General features: G+C 61.3%; 18 protein-coding genes and 1 pseudogene. All 19 read right to left on the bottom strand.

Annotated elements, in window-relative coordinates; all coding sequences use genetic code 11:
• Positions 1-2: 2 nt before the first annotated feature.
• Positions 3-287, bottom strand: coding sequence for a DUF1467 family protein (locus tag FHW92_RS06265; RefSeq protein ID WP_168602402.1), 285 nt, complete (start codon positions 285-287; stop codon positions 3-5).
• A complete protein-coding gene (locus tag FHW92_RS06260) occupies positions 284-1,888 on the bottom strand; it encodes a ribonuclease J (RefSeq protein ID WP_168602401.1) in 1,605 nt (534 codons plus the stop codon). Before FHW92_RS06260 ends, FHW92_RS06265 begins: the two co-directional genes overlap by 4 nt.
• A 115-nt stretch (positions 1,889-2,003) precedes the next feature.
• Positions 2,004-2,783, bottom strand: coding sequence for a type III pantothenate kinase (locus FHW92_RS06255; RefSeq protein WP_168602400.1), 780 nt, complete (start codon positions 2,781-2,783; stop codon positions 2,004-2,006).
• A 25-nt stretch (positions 2,784-2,808) separates the two neighbouring features.
• Entirely contained in the window at positions 2,809-3,516 is a 708-nt protein-coding gene (locus FHW92_RS06250) for a biotin--[acetyl-CoA-carboxylase] ligase (RefSeq protein ID WP_168602399.1), read from the bottom strand.
• 14 nt (positions 3,517-3,530) lie between these two features.
• Entirely contained in the window at positions 3,531-4,994 is a 1,464-nt protein-coding gene (gene nuoN / locus FHW92_RS06245; protein ID WP_168602398.1) for an NADH-quinone oxidoreductase subunit NuoN, read from the bottom strand.
• Positions 4,994-6,538 (bottom strand): NADH-quinone oxidoreductase subunit M, encoded by a 1,545-nt coding sequence (locus FHW92_RS06240; RefSeq protein WP_168602397.1) that lies wholly within the window; start codon positions 6,536-6,538, stop codon positions 4,994-4,996. The genes nuoN and FHW92_RS06240 overlap by 1 nt, the downstream gene beginning before the upstream one ends.
• A 28-nt stretch (positions 6,539-6,566) precedes the next feature.
• Positions 6,567-8,609, bottom strand: a complete 2,043-nt coding sequence (gene nuoL, locus FHW92_RS06235; RefSeq protein WP_168602396.1) for an NADH-quinone oxidoreductase subunit L — start codon at positions 8,607-8,609, stop codon at positions 6,567-6,569.
• Positions 8,610-8,614: 5 nt separating this feature from the next.
• Positions 8,615-8,920, bottom strand: a complete 306-nt coding sequence (nuoK, locus tag FHW92_RS06230) for an NADH-quinone oxidoreductase subunit NuoK (protein WP_168602395.1) — start codon at positions 8,918-8,920, stop codon at positions 8,615-8,617.
• Between the two features lie 10 nt (positions 8,921-8,930).
• Positions 8,931-9,548: an NADH-quinone oxidoreductase subunit J gene (locus tag FHW92_RS06225; RefSeq protein ID WP_168602394.1), complete on the bottom strand. Its 618-nt coding sequence runs from the start codon at positions 9,546-9,548 to the stop codon at positions 8,931-8,933.
• A gap of 21 nt (positions 9,549-9,569) precedes the next feature.
• Positions 9,570-10,055 (bottom strand): NADH-quinone oxidoreductase subunit NuoI, encoded by a 486-nt coding sequence (nuoI, locus tag FHW92_RS06220; RefSeq protein ID WP_168602393.1) that lies wholly within the window; start codon positions 10,053-10,055, stop codon positions 9,570-9,572.
• Positions 10,052-11,098 (bottom strand): NADH-quinone oxidoreductase subunit NuoH, encoded by a 1,047-nt coding sequence (nuoH, locus tag FHW92_RS06215; protein WP_168602392.1) that lies wholly within the window; start codon positions 11,096-11,098, stop codon positions 10,052-10,054. Before nuoH ends, nuoI begins: the two co-directional genes overlap by 4 nt.
• Entirely contained in the window at positions 11,095-13,119 is a 2,025-nt protein-coding gene (gene nuoG, locus FHW92_RS06210) for an NADH-quinone oxidoreductase subunit NuoG (protein WP_168602391.1), read from the bottom strand. The genes nuoH and nuoG overlap by 4 nt, the downstream gene beginning before the upstream one ends.
• Entirely contained in the window at positions 13,119-14,414 is a 1,296-nt protein-coding gene (gene nuoF, locus FHW92_RS06205) for an NADH-quinone oxidoreductase subunit NuoF (RefSeq protein ID WP_168602390.1), read from the bottom strand. The genes nuoG and nuoF overlap by 1 nt, the downstream gene beginning before the upstream one ends.
• Before the next feature lie 3 nt (positions 14,415-14,417).
• Positions 14,418-15,086 carry an NADH-quinone oxidoreductase subunit NuoE gene (gene nuoE / locus FHW92_RS06200; RefSeq protein ID WP_168602389.1) on the bottom strand — a complete coding sequence of 223 codons (669 nt, stop codon included), beginning with the start codon at positions 15,084-15,086 and terminating at the stop codon, positions 14,418-14,420.
• Positions 15,086-15,409 carry a nuclear transport factor 2 family protein gene (locus tag FHW92_RS06195; protein ID WP_168602867.1) on the bottom strand — a complete coding sequence of 108 codons (324 nt, stop codon included), beginning with the start codon at positions 15,407-15,409 and terminating at the stop codon, positions 15,086-15,088. The genes nuoE and FHW92_RS06195 overlap by 1 nt, the downstream gene beginning before the upstream one ends.
• 35 nt (positions 15,410-15,444) lie before the next feature.
• A complete protein-coding gene (locus tag FHW92_RS06190) occupies positions 15,445-16,659 on the bottom strand; it encodes an NADH-quinone oxidoreductase subunit D (protein WP_168602388.1) in 1,215 nt (404 codons plus the stop codon).
• 11 nt (positions 16,660-16,670) lie between these two features.
• Positions 16,671-17,282 (bottom strand): annotated as a pseudogene (locus FHW92_RS06185) (NADH-quinone oxidoreductase subunit C); the annotation flags it as partial.
• Positions 17,283-17,293: 11 nt separating this feature from the next.
• Positions 17,294-17,848 carry an NADH-quinone oxidoreductase subunit B gene (locus tag FHW92_RS06180; RefSeq protein ID WP_168602386.1) on the bottom strand — a complete coding sequence of 185 codons (555 nt, stop codon included), beginning with the start codon at positions 17,846-17,848 and terminating at the stop codon, positions 17,294-17,296.
• A complete protein-coding gene (locus FHW92_RS06175) occupies positions 17,845-18,231 on the bottom strand; it encodes an NADH-quinone oxidoreductase subunit A (protein WP_168602385.1) in 387 nt (128 codons plus the stop codon). Before FHW92_RS06175 ends, FHW92_RS06180 begins: the two co-directional genes overlap by 4 nt.
• Positions 18,232-18,355 lie beyond the last annotated feature (124 nt).

The raw sequence follows: 18,355 nt of genomic DNA, 5'->3' as shown, positions 1-18,355 counted from the left end.
GCCTAGTCCTTTTCGAGCGAGGCAGGCATATGAAAGGGTGCGAGATCCTCGATCCGCACCCAATCATAGACATAATTGGCGTAAAACAGCGCGAACAGGATGGCCGAAACCAGTGTTGCGCGGACCGCCACGCGGCCGGGGCGGAAATTGCCCGGCGCGCTGGTGGCCTGCCCCTTGACCATTTCCTCGCCCGTCTCGTCGGGCGTGCGGATGCCGAAGGGCAGCACCAAAAAGGCCGAAATGACCCAGAAAAGCAGATAGATGGCAAGGATGGAGGCCGGTTTCACCGATCCAGCCCCTCCACCATCATCATCACCTTGACCTGCGGCTTCTTGCCGCACCAGCGCCCAGCCGCCCGCCGCGCCGCCAGACGCGCCGCCTCGGCCATCGCGCTTTCATTGCGCTTGTCCGGCCCGCGCAGCTTGCCCAGCGCCTCGATCACATCATTCTGCGCCTCGGCCACAAAGGCATCGTAATCCTCGACCAGCGGCAGGCCCAGACCCGCCACCTGAACGTGGTAATCCTGATGCTTGCCCCTGCCCGAAACCGCCACCATCAGCACGCCATGCCAGGCCAGGCGGCGGCGCATCGCCACAGCCTCGCCATCGGCGGGCGCGATAATGTCGCCATCCAGCACGAGACGCCCGTTCGGCACCTCGGCAAATTTGCCTGGACGGCCCGGCGCCAGACGTACCAGATCGCCGTTCTTCTGCACGACCTGCGTGGGAATGCCGCTTTCCTTGCCGACCTTGGCCTGCTCGCGCATGTGGCGCATTTCGCCATGCACGGGCATCAGGATCTGGGGACGCAACCAGCTATAGATGGCCTCCAGCTCGGGCCGCCCCGGATGGCCGGACACGTGGATATCGGCCTGACGGTCGGTGACGACGGTGATGCCATCGCCCGCCAACTGGTTCTGGATGCGCCCGATGGCGATCTCATTGCCGGGGATCTGGCGGCTGGAAAACAGCACCACATCGCCCGACTCCAGCTTGATCGGATGATTGCCCTCGGCAATGCGTGCCAAGGCGGCGCGCGGTTCGCCCTGCCCGCCGGTGGCCACGATCAGCACCTGCCCGCGCGGCAGGCTCATCGCGGTTTCCGGGTCGATGATATCGGGCAATTTGCCCAGATAGCCGCACCCTTCCGCCGCCTGAATGATCCGATCAAGCGAGCGGCCCGAGACACAAAGCCGCCGGTTGGTCGCCTTGGCCACCTCGCCCAGCGTGTGCAGGCGCGCGACATTGCTGGCAAAGGTCGTGACCAGCACGCGCTTGCCCTTGTGGCGGGCCACTTCCTCTTTCATCGCGCGGGCCACTTCGCCCTCGCTGCCCGAAGGCGCGGGATTGAACACATTGGTGCTGTCGCAGACCAGCGCCAGCACGCCATCATCGCCAATCGCGGTCAATTGCGCGGGCGTGGCGGGCGTGCCGATGATCGGTTCATCATCCAGCTTCCAGTCGCCGGTATGGAACACCCGGCCATAGGGCGTGTCGATCAGCAGCGCGTGGCCCTCGGCAATCGAGTGCGCCAGCGGCACATAGCGGATGCCGAAAGGTCCCAGCTCAAACTGGTCGAAATGGTCGATGACGTTCAGTTCAACGTCACGCTCGATCCCCGCCTCGGCCAGTTTTGCCGCCACCAGTTTCGCGGTAAACGGCGTGGCATAAAGCGGCACATCCAGATCGGCGGCGAAATAGGGCACCGCGCCGATATGATCCTCATGCGCATGGGTCAGCACGATACCGACCAGATCCTCGCGCCGCTCCTCGATAAAGGCCAGATCGGCAAAGACCAGTTCGCTGCCCGGATATTCATTCCCGGCAAAGGTCATGCCCAGATCGACCATCAGCCACTTGCCATGCGCGCCGTAGAGATTGACATTCATGCCAATCTCGCCCGACCCGCCCAGCGCGCAAAACAGCAATTCCTTGCCGGGCGTGAACGGATCCTTGTTGTCAGACTTGCGCGCTATCGTACTTCTCCGTTTATCGTGTGCCAGTTTATCGTGTAGCCGAGCGTTCGGCGAGCAGCGCCAGGCCGTTAAGGGTAAGGTCGTGTTCGACCACGTCAAACAATCCGGGCTGATGATCGAACAAGACGGCAAGGCCGCCCGTCGCAATCACCGTCACGGGCCGCGCAATCTGGGCCCGCATCCGCGCGATCAGCCCCTCGATCATCGCAACATAGCCCCAATAGACCCCGATCAGCATCTGGTCCTCGGTATTCGTCCCGATGACGCCGGGCTTTTCCGGCACGGCAATCGCGATACGCGGCAATTTCGCCGTATTGCCCACCAGCGCATCAAGCGAGAGGTTGATGCCGGGCGCGATGATCCCGCCCTTATAGGCCCCTCGCCCGTCGATATGGTCAATGGTGGTGGCGGTGCCAAAATCGACGACGATCAGATCGCCGGGGAATTTCTCATGCGCGCCAATCGCATTGACGGCGCGGTCCGCACCCAAAGATTTGGGTGAATCCACATCAACATCAATGCCGTAATCGGCCTTGCCCACGCCCGCGACCAGCAGTTCGGTGTCGAAATATTTGGTGGCCAGCACCTGAAGATTATGCAGCGCGCGCGGCACCACGGTCGATACGATCATGCCCCCAATCTGATCGCGGGTATATCCCTCGATCGTCATCAGTTGCAGCAGCCAGACCGCAAATTCATCGGCCGTGCGGCGCGGATCGGTAGCAATGCGCCAACGCGTCTTCATCTCGCGCCCGTCATAGAGCGCAAAGACGACATTGGTATTGCCCACATCAATGGCCAGCAGCATGCCGCCTCTCTCCGCTTGTCTTATATCAGGCGAGTTCGACGTCGCCTGCGTGAATGGTTTGGACCGTGCCGCCCGAAAGCTGCAACCGCAAGGCCCCATCCTCGTTCAGCCCGGAAAAATTGCCGCTGATCACCCGTCCGCTTGCCTCGCGCACCAGCAAGGGAGTGCCGATGGGATGGGCCGCAGCCTGCCAGCGATGCACCAGCGCCGAAAGGCCGAACTGCCGCCAATGCGCCAGTTCCTGCGCGAACCGCGCCGCCAGCCTCATGGCGAAGGCATCGCGATCAGGCGCCGGACCATAATGGCTGAGCGCCGCCGTCTCACGATCAGGCAATTGCGGTGCGCTGGCCAAGTTGACTCCGATGCCGACAATCACAAACCCGGCCACCGCCTCGAGCAGGATCCCGGCCACCTTGGCCTGCCCTACCAGCACATCATTGGGCCATTTCAGCAAGGCGCAGCGTGGCGGAGGCACCAGATCGGCAACGCAGGCCTGAACGGCAACGCCTGCCACCAGCGCGAGGCTGGGAGCAGGCGGTTGATGCGCGTCGAGGCGCACCACAGTCGAGCCCATGAAATTGCCAAGCCCGTCATTCCAGACCCGGCCCAAGCGCCCCCGCCCCGCGCTCTGGCGGTCGGCGATCAGCCAATGCCCTTCAGCAACCGGCTCGCCCGATGTCAGCCTTTGCGCAAGGTCAGCATTGGTCGAGCCGGTCAGGCCGATGATTTCCATCAAAGCACAGTTTCTCAGGCCGCGTGGAACAGCGCCGCCGCCGCCGACTGGGCCAGACCGCCCAGCCAACCGGTGAACAGATAGCCGATGGGCGAAATCACGATGGCGCTGCCATAAAGCAGAACCGCGTGAACGCCATCCACCGAGCCAACAACCTTGTCCGCCGGTTCGTCGAAATACAGCACCTTGACCACCTTGAGGTAGTAGAAAGCACCGATCACCGAAGCCGCGATGCCCACCGTGGCCAGCGGAACCAGACCGGCGGCAACCGCCGACTGGAACACCACAAACTTGCCCCAGAAGCCGAAGAGCGGCGGGATGCCGGCAAGGCTGAACATCACCATCGCCAGCACAAAGGCCAGACCAGGCTTGCTGCGCGACAGACCGGCAAGATCGGCGATCTTTTCCACCGAATTGCCTTCGGCATCACGCAGCGACAGGATCGCCACGAAACCGCCGATTGACATCACGACATAGATCGACAGGTAAACCAGCATCGAAGCCGCGCCGCCCGGCGTGGCAGCGGCCAGACCGATCAGCATGAAGCCCACGTTGTTGATCGACGAATAAGCCATCAGGCGCTTGATATTGCCCTGACCGATAGCCCCCAGCGCGCCCACGACGATCGAGAGCAGCGAAATGGCAACAATGATCTGCTGCCACGCGGCAGCCTGCATGCCAAAGGCAAACAGCGTCACGCGCATGGTCAGCGCCAGAGCGGCAACCTTGGGCGCGGTGGCGAAGAAGGTGGTCACCGGGGTCGGCGCACCTTCATAAACGTCAGGCGTCCACATGTGGAACGGCACGGCGCTGATCTTGAAGGACAGGCCGACAAGAATGAACACCAGGCCAAAGAGCGAGCCGGTCGACATCTTGCCCACCAGCGCGGTGTGGATGGCGTCAAAGCTCGTGCTGCCGGCAAAGCCATAGGTCAGGCTGATGCCAAAGAGCAGAATGCCCGAGGCCAACGAACCCAGCACGAAATATTTCAGACCCGCTTCGGGCGAACGATCATCCGAGCGCGACATGGCCGCCAGCACATAGGCCGCCAGCGAGTTCATTTCGAGGCCGACATAGAGCGTGAGCATGTCGGTGGCCGAGACCATCAGGCCCATGCCCAGCGCCGCAAACAGCGCCAGCACCGGATATTCGGCACGATAGCCGCCCTGACGCTCAAAGAAGCCGGGCGCCACCAGCAGCGATACACCCGCAGCACCGTAAATCAGCAGCTTGGCAAAGGAGGAGAAGCTGTCCGCCGCATACTGGCCATAAAAGGCCGAAGCCTCGGCACCGAACACGCCGCCGAACAGCGCAGGCGCGACAAGCACGCCCGCCACGGCCAGAGCCGCGACCGCCAGCCAGGTCACCAGACGGGCGGATTTGTCACCCGCCCACGCGCAGACCAGCAGGAGCACCAGCCCGGCAACGCTGAGGAATTCCTCAGCAGCCACCAGGCGAAGGGAAGATGCCCAGTTCATTACTTTTCACTCCCTTCGCCGCTATGCTCGGCGCTTTCATGAGTTTCAGCCACAGGATGGCCCGGCGTCACCTGCGCATCGCCGGCCGGACGGGCCGCGGCAAGGCGGGCGTCAAGATGGGCGATGTCGGCGCGGATAGGCGCGATGAAGCTTTCGGGATAGATGCCCATCCACAGTGTCGCGATCACCAGCGGCGTCAGCAGCAGATATTCGCGGGCCGTCAGATCGGGCATCGCGGCGGCATCGGCATTCTTCTGCTCGCCAAAGGCAACCCGGCGATAGAGATACAGCATATAGGCCGCACCTAGAATGATGCCCGTGCCCGCGATCAGCGCGGTCCAGCTCGAAGCCTTGTAGATACCCTGCAGCGACAGGAATTCACCCACGAAGTTGGCGGTGGCGGGCAGACCCACCGAAGCCATGGTGAAGAACATGAAGAACAGCGCATAATGCGGCATGTTGATCGCGATGCCGCCGTAGCGGTTGATCTCGCGAGTGTGCAGGCGGTCATAGATCACGCCGACGCAGAGGAAGAGCGCGCCCGACACCAGACCATGGGCCAGCATCACCACCATCGAACCTTCAAGGCCCTGACGGTTGAAAGCGAACAGACCCAGCGTCACGATGGCCATATGCGCCACCGACGAATAGGCGATCAGCTTCTTCATATCCGACTGAACCAGCGCGACCAGCGAAGTGTAAACCACCGCGACGATCGAGAGGCCCCACACCAGCGGCGCGAAATAGGCGCTGGCTTCAGGGAAGAAGGGGAGACTGAAGCGAATGAAACCATAGCCGCCCATCTTGAGCAGCACGCCCGCCAGGATCACCGAACCAGCGGTCGGCGCCTGAACGTGCGCATCGGGAAGCCAGGTGTGCACCGGCCACATCGGCATCTTCACCGCAAACGAGGCGAAGAAGGCCAGCCACAGCAGATACTGCGCCTGCACCGGGAAGTTATATTCCATCAGCACGGGGATCGAGGTGGTGCCCGTCAGGTTAACGATCCACAGCATGGCGATCAGCATCAGCACCGAGCCAAGCAGCGTGTAGAGGAAGAACTTGTAGCTGGCGTAGATACGATCCGCGCCGCCCCAGATGCCGATGATCAGATACATCGGGATCAGCCCTGCCTCAAACAGGATGTAGAACAGGAAGAGATCCTGCGCCGCGAAAACGCCGATCATCAGCGTTTCCATGAACAGGAACGCGGCCATATATTCAGGCACGCGCTTCTCGATCGCGTCCCAGCTGGCGCCGATACAAATCGGCATCAGGAAGACGGACAGGACGATCAGCACCAGTGCGATGCCGTCAATGCCAAGCGCCCAGCTGAAACCGCTGAATAATTGGGCGTGTTCGACGAATTGCCACTGGGGCCCGCCGATCTGGTAATTGGCCCAGAGATCGAGGCCCAGCGCCAGGTCGATCAACGTCGCCACCAACGCGATGGTGCGCGCGGCGCCGGCCGAGGCGAACAAAGCCGCCACAGCCGCAACCGCTGGCACCGCCAGCATCAGCGAAAGGATGGGAAAACCGGTCATTGCCATAAAACCTTTTCGCTGCCCGCCTTTATCGAGTGAGAACCCAGCTGACCGCAGCCACCAGGCCGATCAGCATCCACAGCGCATAGCTGGTGAGCAGACCAGATTGGAGACGACGGGCCAGACCCGTGCCCTGAACCACAACCCAGGCCGCACCATTGGGGCCAAAGCGGTCAATGAAGCCGACATCGCCAGCCTTCCAGAACAACCGGCCCAGCGCGAAGGCAGGACGGACGAACAGGAAGTTGTAGAGCTCGTCAAAGAACCACTTGTTGTAAACGAAAGTGTGGATCGGCTTGATCGCGCGGACAAAGGCCGCCGGGAAGCCGGGATTGATGATGTAAGCGTAGATCGCGCCCAGCAGGCCGGTCACCATCACGCCGAACGGAGCCCACTTAACCCACACCGGCACTTCGTGCATGTGGTGGATCAGGTGTTCGGAGAACACGAGGCTGCCCTTCCAGAATTCACCGTCGCCTTCGGAGATGAAGGCATGGTTGAAGACGAAACCGGCAAAGATCGCGCCCATGCTCAGGATAATGAGCGGGAGCAGCATCACCAGCGGGCTTTCATGCGGGTGATAACCGGCGGTGCCGTCATCGTCATGGGCGTGACCATGGTGATGGTCGTGGCCATGCGCATGATCGTGGCCATGGCCGTGATCGTCGTGAACCGCGTGCTGGATATGCTCCGACTGCGACCAGCGGGCCTTGCCGAAGAAGGTCAGGAACACCAGACGCCACGAGTAGAACGAGGTCAGCAGCGCGGCCGTGATGCCCATGAAGAAGGCAAAGTGGCCAACGCCGGTGCCCGAACCATAGGCCGCTTCGAGGATCGAGTCCTTCGAATAGAAGCCTGCGAAACCGAACACATCGACGATACCCACGCCGGTGATCGCCAGCGTACCGGCCATCATCGCCCAGTAGGTGAGCGGGATCTTCTTACGCAGCGCGCCATAATAGCGCATGTCCTGCTCGTGATGCATCGCATGGATCACCGAACCGGCGCCAAGGAACAGCAGGGCCTTGAAGAAGGCGTGCGTGAACAGGTGGAACATGGCCGCGCCGAACGCGCCCGAACCAGCCGCAAAGAACATATAGCCCAGCTGCGAACAGGTCGAATAGGCGATCACGCGCTTGATGTCCCACTGCGTCGTGCCGATCGTGGCGGCAAAGAAGCAGGTGGCCGCGCCGACGATGGTGACAAAAGTCATCGCATCGGGGCTGGCCGAGAACAGCGGCGAAAGGCGGCAAGTCATGAACACGCCCGCGGTCACCATGGTGGCCGCGTGGATCAGCGCCGACACAGGCGTCGGGCCTTCCATCGCGTCCGGCAACCAGGTGTGCAGACCAAGCTGGGCCGACTTACCCATCGCACCGATGAACAGCAGGATCGAAATGATCGTCAGTGTGTCAAAACGGTGGCCAAGGAAGCCAATCGTGCTGCCCGCATGGTTGGGAACATTGGCGAGGATCTCGGGGATCGACACCGTGCCGAACACCAGAAACACGCCGAAGATACCAAGCATGAAGCCAAGGTCACCCACGCGGTTGACCACGAAAGCCTTGATCGCGGCCGCGCCGGCCGAAGGCTTGCGGAACCAGAAACCGATCAGCAGGTATGAAGCCAGACCCACGCCTTCCCAGCCGAAGAACATCTGAACCAGATTGTTCGCGGTCACCAGCATGAGCATGGCGAAGGTGAAGAGTGAGAGATAGGAGAAGAAGCGCGGCTGGTCCGGCTCTTCGTCCATATAGCCCCAGCTATAAAGGTGGACCAGCGCCGAGACGCTGGTGATCACCACCAACATCACCGCCGTCAGCGTGTCGACGCGCAATTCCCAGTTAAAGCTGAGATCGCCCGACTGCACCCACTTGAGCACAGGAACGACGGTGGCTTCGGCATGGCCGGTCAGAAAGCTGATGAAGATCGGCCAGGAGAGCAGACAGGCAGCGAAAAGCCCGCCCGTCGTCACCACCTTGGCCGGGAACTTGCCCAGCGCCTTGTTGCCTAGCCCGGCGATAACCGAGGCCAGCAACGGCAGGAAAACAATGAAGAGGATCGAATGCACAGGTCTTACCCCTTCATCCGGTTGGCGTCGTCCACCGCGATCGTGCCGCGGCTGCGGAAGTAGATCACGAGGATGGCCAGGCCCACGGCTGCTTCACCCGCGGCCACGGTCAACACGAACATCGCGAAGATCTGACCGGCCAGGTCATGCAGGAAGGCGCTGAAGGCCACGAGGTTGATGTTCACCGAGAGCAGGATAAGCTCGATGGCCATCAACACGATGATGATGTTCTTGCGGTTGAGCACGATGCCCAGCACGCCCAGCCCGAAGAGGATCGAGCTGACAACGATATAATGTTCAATACCGATCATGGCCGCCCCCTTACAGCTTCACGCCGCCGCCCACTTCGGGACGGGTGTTGATGGTGGCATCTTCCGGACGGCGCTTGACCTGTTCGGAGATATTCTGCGGACGCACGTCATTACGCTGGCGATGGGTCAGCACGATGGCGCCGATCATGGCCACCAGCAGCACGACACCCGCCGCTTCGAACAGGAACAGGTAGTGCCCATAGAGCACCGCGCCGATCGCCTGAATATTGGGCACATTGGCCGCAGGAGCCGTCGCCGCGTCGGGCGTGCCCAGCACGAGGCCTCCGGCCGAATGAGCGCCAAGACCAAACAGCAGTTCAGCCAGCAGAATGCCGGCAATCGCCAGACCCAGCGGGAAGTTCTTCACGAAACCGGCCCGCAGCGTGGCAAAGTCGATGTCGAGCATCATAACCACAAAGAGGAACAGCACCGCCACCGCGCCGACATAGACGATGACCAGAAGCATCGCGATGAACTCGGCACCGATCAGGATCATCAGACCCGCGGCGTTGAAGAAGGCCAGGATCAGCCAAAGCACGGAATGCACCGGATTGCGCGCCGTGATGGTCATCACGGCCGAGGCAATCACCAGCGCGGCGAACAGATAAAAGGCAAGCGTTTGGATCATCTCTTGTCTCCGGCCCGCGCCTTAACGGTAGGGCGCATCGGCTTCAAGGTTCGCGGCAATCGCCCGCTCCCACTTGTCCCCGTTCGCCAACAGCTTGTTCTTGTCATAGAGCAGTTCGGCACGCGTTTCGGTCGCGTATTCGAAGTTCGGCCCTTCGACGATGGCGTCGACCGGGCATGCTTCCTGGCAAAAACCGCAGAAGATGCACTTGGTCATGTCGATGTCATAACGCGTGGTGCGGCGGCTGCCGTCATCGCGCGGTTCGGCCTCGATGGTGATGGCCTGCGCGGGGCAGATCGCCTCGCACAATTTGCACGCGATGCAGCGCTCTTCCCCGTTGGGATAGCGACGCAGCGCATGTTCACCACGGAAACGGGGCGAAAGCGGGTTCTTCTCATAGGGATAGTTGATGGTCGCCTTTTCCTTGAAGAAATACTTCAAGGTCAGGGCGTGAGCCTTCACGAACTCCCAGAGGGTGAAACTCTTGATGAGATGGGCGACGCTCATGCAAAATGTCCCGTAGCCATGAGGTAACCGCTGACGAGGAAAACGAACAGCAGCGAGAGCGGCAGGAAGATTTTCCAGCCCAGACGCATCAGCTGGTCATAGCGATAGCGCGGCACGGTGGCCTTCACCCAGCTGAACACAAAGAAGAAGAAGAAGATCTTGAGCAGCAGCCAGATCACGCCCGGCACCATGTAAAGCACCGGAATATCCAGCGGCGGCAAGTAACCACCCCAGAACAGCGTGGCATTCAATGCGCACATCAAGAGCACGTTGCCATATTCGCCGAGCCAGAACAGCGCGAAGGCCATCGAGGAATATTCGGTCTGATAACCGGCGACGAGTTCCGACTCCGCTTCGCAAAGGTCAAACGGAGCGCGCTGGGTTTCCGCCATGCCCGAAATCAGGAACAGCACCCACATCGGGAACAGCAGCGGATTGAAGCCAAAGCCGTTCAGGATGCCGAACACATGGCCCTTCTGCGCCGAAACAATCGTGCCCAGATTGAACGAGCCCGCCCACAGCACCACGCAGATGAGGATGAAGCCGATCGAGACTTCATAGGAAATCATCTGAGCCGAGGCGCGCATAGCACTGAAAAACGGGTATTTTGAGTTCGAAGCCCAACCAGCCATGATCGTGCCGTAAACGCCCAGCGACGAAATCGCCAGAACATAGAGCAGGCCCACATTGATGTCGGCCAGGATCGCGCCCGAGTTGAACGGGATCACCGCCCAGGCCAGCAGCGTCACCGTGAAGGTAACCACCGGGCCAATCAGGAAGATGCCCTTATTCGCGGCGGTCGGAACGATGGTTTCCTGCAGGAAAACCTTCAGACCGTCGGCAAACGACTGAAGCAGACCCAGCGGGCCGACAACGTTCGGACCGCGACGCAGCGCCATGGCCGCCCAGATCTTACGGTCGACATAGATGATCATCGCCACGCTGAGCATCAGCGGCAGCGCGATCAGCAGGATGCCCGCAATGGTGGAAATCAGCCATGCCGCTCCAAACGGCAGGCCAAGCGATTGGAAGAAGGCGGTCATTCCGCAGCCTCCGCTTGGGGTTGCGACCCGTGCAGCAGTTCGGCCGAGCAACGCGCCAGCGTCTCACTCGCCCGGGCAATCGGGTTCGTCAGATAGAAATCCTTGATCGGATAGGCGATTTCGCCAGCGGCCGAACCCGAAACGCCGGTGGGCAGCGGACCGAAATCGATCAGACCACCATCAACCAGCAGCGCCGGATATTCGGCAAACAGCGCCGAGCGGAGTTCGTCAAAGCTGTCAAAGCCGACGTTCACGTTCAGCACCTGCGCAATCGCGCGCAGGATCGCCCAGTCTTCACGCGCATCACCCGGCGCGAACACAGCCTTTTCGGCAAACTGCACGCGACCTTCGGTGTTGACGTAAATGCCAGCCTTTTCGGTGAAGGCCGAAGCGGGCAGGATCACGTCAGCGGCATGGGCGCCCTTGTCGCCATGATGGCCGACATAGACGATCATGCTGTCGGCGAACTTAGTGTAATCCACCTCATCCGCGCCCAGCGAAAGCAGCAGCTTGGGCTTGGCAGCGGCGACATCATTGATGCCGCCCTTCTGCGCATAACCCAGCAGCAGACCGCCCATGCGCGAAGCCGCCATGTGCAGAACGTTGAAACCGTTCCACACCGAACCGTCTTCCAGCGTGCGCACGAAACCAAGCTGTTCGCTGATCGCCAGACCCGCTTCGAGCGCGCCCTTGGCCAGCCCTGCCCCGCCGATGATCAGCGCGGGACGCTTGGCGCCCTGCAAAGCCGACCAGACATGCGCGGGGAGCGCATTCAGCACCGAAGCGTCGGAGCCCAGGAATTCGGCCGGATAGGTCGTTTCCCATTCGGGGCCGATGATGAACACCTTGGCGCCATGCTTGACCGCCTTGCGCAGACGGGCGTTGAGCACCGCAGCTTCCCAGCGGACATGGCTGCCCACGATCAGGATGGCATCAGCGCTTTCAATCCCGGCCAGGCCCGAATTGAAATTCACCGCCGCCAGATTGGCCGTGTTGTAAGCCAGACCTGTCTGACGCCCTTCGAGCACCGACGAACCAAGGCCCGACAGGAGCTTCTTGGCCGCATACATGGTTTCGACATCGACCAGATCGCCAGCGACCGCCGCAATCGAATTGCCCGGTGCGATCTTGGCGACAGCGGCGAGAGCCTCGTCCCACGACACGGCCTTGAGCTTGCCATCGAGACGGATGAACGGGCGATCAAGACGGCGCTTGGACAGGCCATCGACCATGTAGCGGCCCTTGTCGGACAGCCATTCCTCGTTCACGTCATCATTGACGCGCGGCAGGATGCGCATGGCTTCGCGGCCGCGCGCATCGACGCGGATGTTCGAGCCGATAGCGTCCGAAACGTCGATCGAGATCGTCTTCTTGAGTTCCCAAGGACGGGCTTCGAACGCGTAAGGACGCGAAGTCAGCGCGCCCACCGGGCACAGATCGATCACATTGGCCGACAGCTCATGCGTCGAGGCCTTTTCCAGATAGGTGCTGATCTGCATGTTCTCGCCGCGATACAGCGCGCCGATTTCATCCACACCCGCGATTTCCTCGCTGAAACGGACGCAGCGCGTGCACTGGATGCAGCGCGTCATCACCGTCTTGATCAGCGGCCCCATATACTTCTCGGTCACCGCGCGCTTGTGCTCGTGGTAACGCGAAGAACCGCGGCCATAGGCCACGCTCTGGTCCTGAAGGTCACATTCGCCGCCCTGATCGCAGATCGGGCAGTCGAGCGGGTGGTTGATGAGGAGAAACTCCATCACCCCTTCACGCGCCTTCTTGACCATCTCGCTGTCGGTGCGGATTTCCTGGCCTTCGCTGGCCGGGAGCGCGCAGGAAGCCTGCGGCTTGGGCGGCCCGGGCTTCACCTCGACCAGGCACATGCGGCAGTTGCCCGCAATGCTCAGACGTTCGTGATAACAGAAGCGCGGAATTTCCTTCCCCGCCATTTCGCAGGCTTGCAGAACAGTGGCGCCGGCAGGCACCTCAAGTTCCACGCCGTCAACTTTGACCTTAGGCATTACTCAGCGGCCTCCCGCAGCGCACCGCCCTTTTCGGCAATGCGACGCTCAATTTCGGGGCGGAAATGACGGATCAGACCCTGGATCGGCCAAGCCGCCGCATCACCCAGCGCGCAGATCGTGTGACCTTCAACCTGCTTGGTGACGTTCCAGAGCATGTCGATTTCCTGCACATCGGCATCGCCCTTGCGCAGACGCTCCATCACGCGCCACATCCAGCCGGTGCCTTCGCGGCACGGCGTGCACTGGCCGCAACTTTCGTGCTTGTAGAAGTACGAAAGGCGGCTGATCGCGCGCACGATGTCGGTCGACTTGTCCATGACGATGACCGCCGCCGTGCCCAGACCCGAGCCGACCGCGCGCAGACCGTCAAAGTCCATCGGCGCGTCCCAGATCTGATCGGCAGGCACCAGCGGAACCGACGAACCGCCGGGGATGACCGCCAGCAGGTTGTCCTTGCCGCCGCGAATGCCGCCGCAATGCTTCTCGATCAGCTCGCTGAACGGGATCGACATCTCTTCTTCGACCACGCAGGGCTTGTTCACATGGCCCGAGATCTGGAAGAGCTTGGTGCCCTTGTTGTTCTCACGCCCGAACGAAGCGAACCAGCCCGCGCCGCGACGCAGGATGGTGGGAGCCACCGCGATGGATTCGACATTGTTCACCGTGGTGGGGCAGCCATAGAGACCGGCACCGGCGGGGAACGGAGGCTTGAGACGGGGCTGGCCCTTCTTGCCTTCGATCGATTCGATCATCGCGGTTTCTTCGCCGCAGATATAGGCGCCCGCGCCGCGATGGACGAAGACGTCGAAATCATAGCCCGAACCGCTGGCGTTCTTGCCGACCAGCCCGGCGTCATAGGCCTCGGCAACAGCAGCAAACAGCGTTTCGGCTTCGCGGATATATTCGCCGCGAATATAGATGTAGGCCGCGCGGGCCCCCATCGCAAAACCGGCCACCAGCGCGCCTTCGATCAGCTTGTGCGGATCGTGACGGATGATTTCGCGGTCCTTGCACGAACCGGGTTCGGATTCGTCGGCGTTGATGACCAGGAAGCTGGGACGACCGTCCTTGCTTTCCTTGGGCATGAAGCTCCACTTCATACCGGTGGGGAAGCCCGCACCGCCACGACCGCGAAGGCCGGAATCCTTGATTTCCTGAATGATTGCGTCGCGACCACGCTCCATCAGCGCCTTGGTGTTGTCCCAATCGCCGCGAGCGCGTGCCGCTGCCAAATTCCACGGTTGATAACCGTAGAGATTGGTGAAGATACGATCCTTGTCCTGAAGGGCCATGACTTACCACTCCCCCCGATAATCGTGATTTTCATTGACCATGGCGGTCAGCGACGAAAGCGCGCCCACCGGCTCCACCGTGTGGCGGCCCGGTTCCTGCGTGCCCGTCTTGGGGCTTTCGCCGCGCGCCAGAGCATCCAGAATGCCCTCGAAACGTTCGGCGGTCAGGTCTTCGTAATTGTCGTCATTGATCTGCACCATCGGCGCCGACGAGCAATTGCCCATGCATTCCACCTCGGTGAAGGTCCAGAGACCATCCTCCGAAACGCCGCCGGTCGGCATCTTCTTGGCCTTGCACACCGAGATCAGGTCGTCGCTGCCGCGCAGCATGCAGGGCGTGGTGCCGCAGACCTGCACGTGGAACTTTCCGACCGGAACCAGATTATACATGGTGTAGAAGGTGGCGACCTCGACCACGCGGATGATCGGCATGTCGAGATAATTCGCGACATATTCCATCACCGGGATCGGCAGCCAGCCCTGCGTGCCGGTTTCCGCGCCAACCTGACGCTGCGCTAGATCGAGCAGCGGCATCGAGGCTGAGCGCTGACGCCCTTCGGGATAGCGCGCGACGATTTCCTTGGCCTTGGCCGCATTGGCCTCGGTCCAGGCGAAATTGCCCCAGCGCGCGCGCAGCTCAGGGCTATCGGGGTAGATATGACGATCAGCCATTAGCGGATGAACTCCACGCGAGAGCACTTGTCGCCCTCGAACGAATAGACGGCGATGACTTCGAACGGCTCGACCAATTCCGAACCATCGCTGGCCGGGCCGCGCGTGACATATTCGCGGAACAGCACATAATTGCCGATGGCCTGCTTTTCGCGGATCTCGGCATGGTTCTGCGGCCACTTGGCGAAAGCCGCGGCCAGACCCGTGCGGGTGCCTTCCTTGCCTTCGCGCACCACAGCGCCGCGATAGCCCGCTTCGCAGGCATCGTCAGTCATATAGGACACGTAAAGGTCGGCATCCTGCGCGTTATAGGCCGCAATCATCGCCTCGGCGGTTGCCAGATGGTTGAGGCTCTGGCTCACCGGTCGCACTCCCCGAACACGATATCCATCGCGCCAAGGATGGCGGTGATATCGGGCAGCATGTGGCCCTTGGTCATGAAGTCCATCGCCTGAAGATGCGAGAACGCCGTCGGGCGGATCTTGCAGCGATAGGGCTTGTTCGAGCCGTCCGACACCAGATAGACGCCGAACTCGCCCTTGGGGCTTTCGGTGGCCACATAGACCTCGCCCGCCGGAACGTGGAAGCCTTCGGTGTAGAGCTTGAAGTGATGGATCAGGCTTTCCATGTCCTGCTTCATCTCGGCGCGCTTGGGCGGGGCCACCTTGCGGTCGCTGCTCAGCACCGGCCCGGCGGGCATCTTTTCGATGCACTGGCGGATGATGCGGGCCGACTGGCGGACTTCTTCCACGCGGACCATGAAGCGATCATAGCAGTCGCCGCGCGTGCCCACGGGCACTTCGAAATCGACCTGATCGTAGGCGTCATAGGGCTGCGACTTGCGCAGATCCCAGGCAATGCCGCTGCCGCGGATCATCGGGCCGGAAAAGCCCCATGCCAGCGCGTCTTCCTTGCTGACCGTGGCGATATCGACGTTGCGCTGCTTGAAGATGCGGTTGTCGCACACCAAGCTCATCGCGTCCTCGAACAGTTCGGGCAGACGCTTGTCGAGCCAGACGCTGATATCGTCGATCAGCTTCTGCGGCACATCCTGATGGACGCCGCCGGGGCGGAACCATGCCGAGTGCATACGCGCGCCGGAAGCGCGCTCGAAGAAGTTGAGGCAATCCTCGCGGATTTCGAACAGCCACAGGTTCGGCGTCATCGCGCCCACGTCCATGACGTGCGAGCCGATGTTCAGCATGTGGTTGCAGATACGCGTGATTTCCGCAAACATCGTGCGCAGCCACTTGGCACGCTCGGGCACTTCCAGGTTCAGCAGCTTTTCCACCGCCAGAACATAGGAATGCTCCATGCCGAGCGGCGAACAATAGTCCAGCCGGTCGAAATAGGGCAGCGCCTGCAGATAGGTCTTGTATTCGATCAGCTTTTCGGTGCCGCGATGCAGCAGGCCGATATGCGGATCGATACGCGTGACGATTTCACCGTCCAACTCGGTGACCATGCGCAACACGCCGTGTGCGGCGGGGTGCTGAGGGCCGAAGTTGATGGTGTAATTGGTGATGATCTCATCGCCGGTGGTCGGCGATTCCTCGAGGATCAGACCGCTCATTTGCCTTCCCCAGCTTTCTCGTCGCCCGGCAGCACATAGTCTGCGCCTTCCCACGGCGAGGTGAAGTCGAACTGGCGCAGATCCTGCGCCAGACGCACCGGCTCATAAACCACGCGCTTCTCTTCGTTCGAGTAGCGCAGTTCCTGATAGCCCGTCAGCGGGAAGTCCTTGCGGAAAGGATGCCCTTCAAAGCCATAGTCGGTCAGGATGCGGCGCAGGTCCGCATTGCCCGCAAAGACCACGCCATACAGGTCGAACACTTCGCGTTCGAGCCAGCCAGCCACCGGCCAGAGCGTCGTCACGGTCGGAACCGGGGCGACTTCATCGGTGGTGGTCTTGACGATGATGCGGTGATTCTTGGTCAGCGAGAGCAGCATGTAGACGACTTCAAACCGCTCGGGGCGGTTGGGATAGTCGGCGCCGGCGATTTCCACCAGCTGCTGATATTCATGCTTGTCGCGCAGGATACGCAACGCATCCTCGACGTGCTCGCGCGTCACCGTGATGACGATTTCGCCATGCTCTTCCTTGGACGCCGCGACGCGGTGGGCCAGAGCGGCAACCAGCTTGTCGAGAACGCCCTCGTTCGAACTCCACTTGGGGGCGGAATGCAGAACAGCCATTCGTCCCTCCCTCAACGCTCGATGGTGCCGACGCGGCGGATCTTCCGCTGCAGCTGCATGATGCCATAGAGCAAGGCTTCGGCGGTCGGCGGGCAACCGGGCACATAGATGTCGACCGGCACGATGCGATCGCATCCGCGCACCACCGAATAGGAATAGTGGTAATAGCCACCACCATTCGCACATGACCCCATCGAGATCACATACTTCGGGTTCGACATCTGGTCATAGACCTTGCGCAGCGCCGGGGCCATCTTGTTGCACAGCGTGCCGGCCACGATCATCACGTCCGACTGACGCGGCGATGCGCGCGGAGCAGCACCAAAGCGCTCCATGTCATATCGCGGCATATTGACGTGGATCATTTCCACGGCGCAGCAAGCCAGGCCAAAGGTCATCCACCACAGCGAGCCGGTGCGGGCCCACTGAAACAGTTCCTCGGTGCTGGTTACCAGAAAGCCCTTGTCGGACACTTCGTTCGACAGGTCGTTAAAGAAACCCTGATCGGGGGCGACCAACTTGCCGTTGGCCGCCATGATCGGTTCAAAGGAGGGATTTGTACTCATTCCCAGTCCAACGCTCCCTTCTTCCACGCATAGGCAAAGCCGATCACGAGTTCGGCAAGAAACACCATCATCGTCAGCCAGCCAGCCCAGCCGGTTTCCTTCAGGCTGACCGCCCAGGGAAACAGGAAAGCTGCTTCGAGATCGAAGATGATGAAGAGGATCGCCACGAGATAGAAACGCACGTCAAACTGGCTGCGCGGTTCTTCAAAGGCGGGGAAGCCGCATTCATATTCCGAAAGCTTGTCAGCATCCGGCTTGTACGAACCCGTAAGGCGCGACACGAGAATGGGCAAAATGACGAAGGCCGAAGACAGACCAAGCGCGATCCCGAGAAAGATCAGGATGGGAAGGTAGTTCGACAGGTAGTGCGACAGGTCGATCAAGAGCTGACTCGCAGATTAAGTTGAGCTTTGGCGGCCCTAGTCCCCCTTTCCGGGGTGTGCAAGTGTCCTGAAGCCTCAAACTGTGCAGGAGCGAAAAGAACCTGCGAGAATATCTGCAAGTGCT

It is taken from the genome of Novosphingobium sp. SG707, assembly GCF_012275515.1.
Lineage (GTDB): Bacteria > Pseudomonadota > Alphaproteobacteria > Sphingomonadales > Sphingomonadaceae > Novosphingobium.
This window is presented reverse-complemented; position numbering and strand designations above follow the sequence as displayed.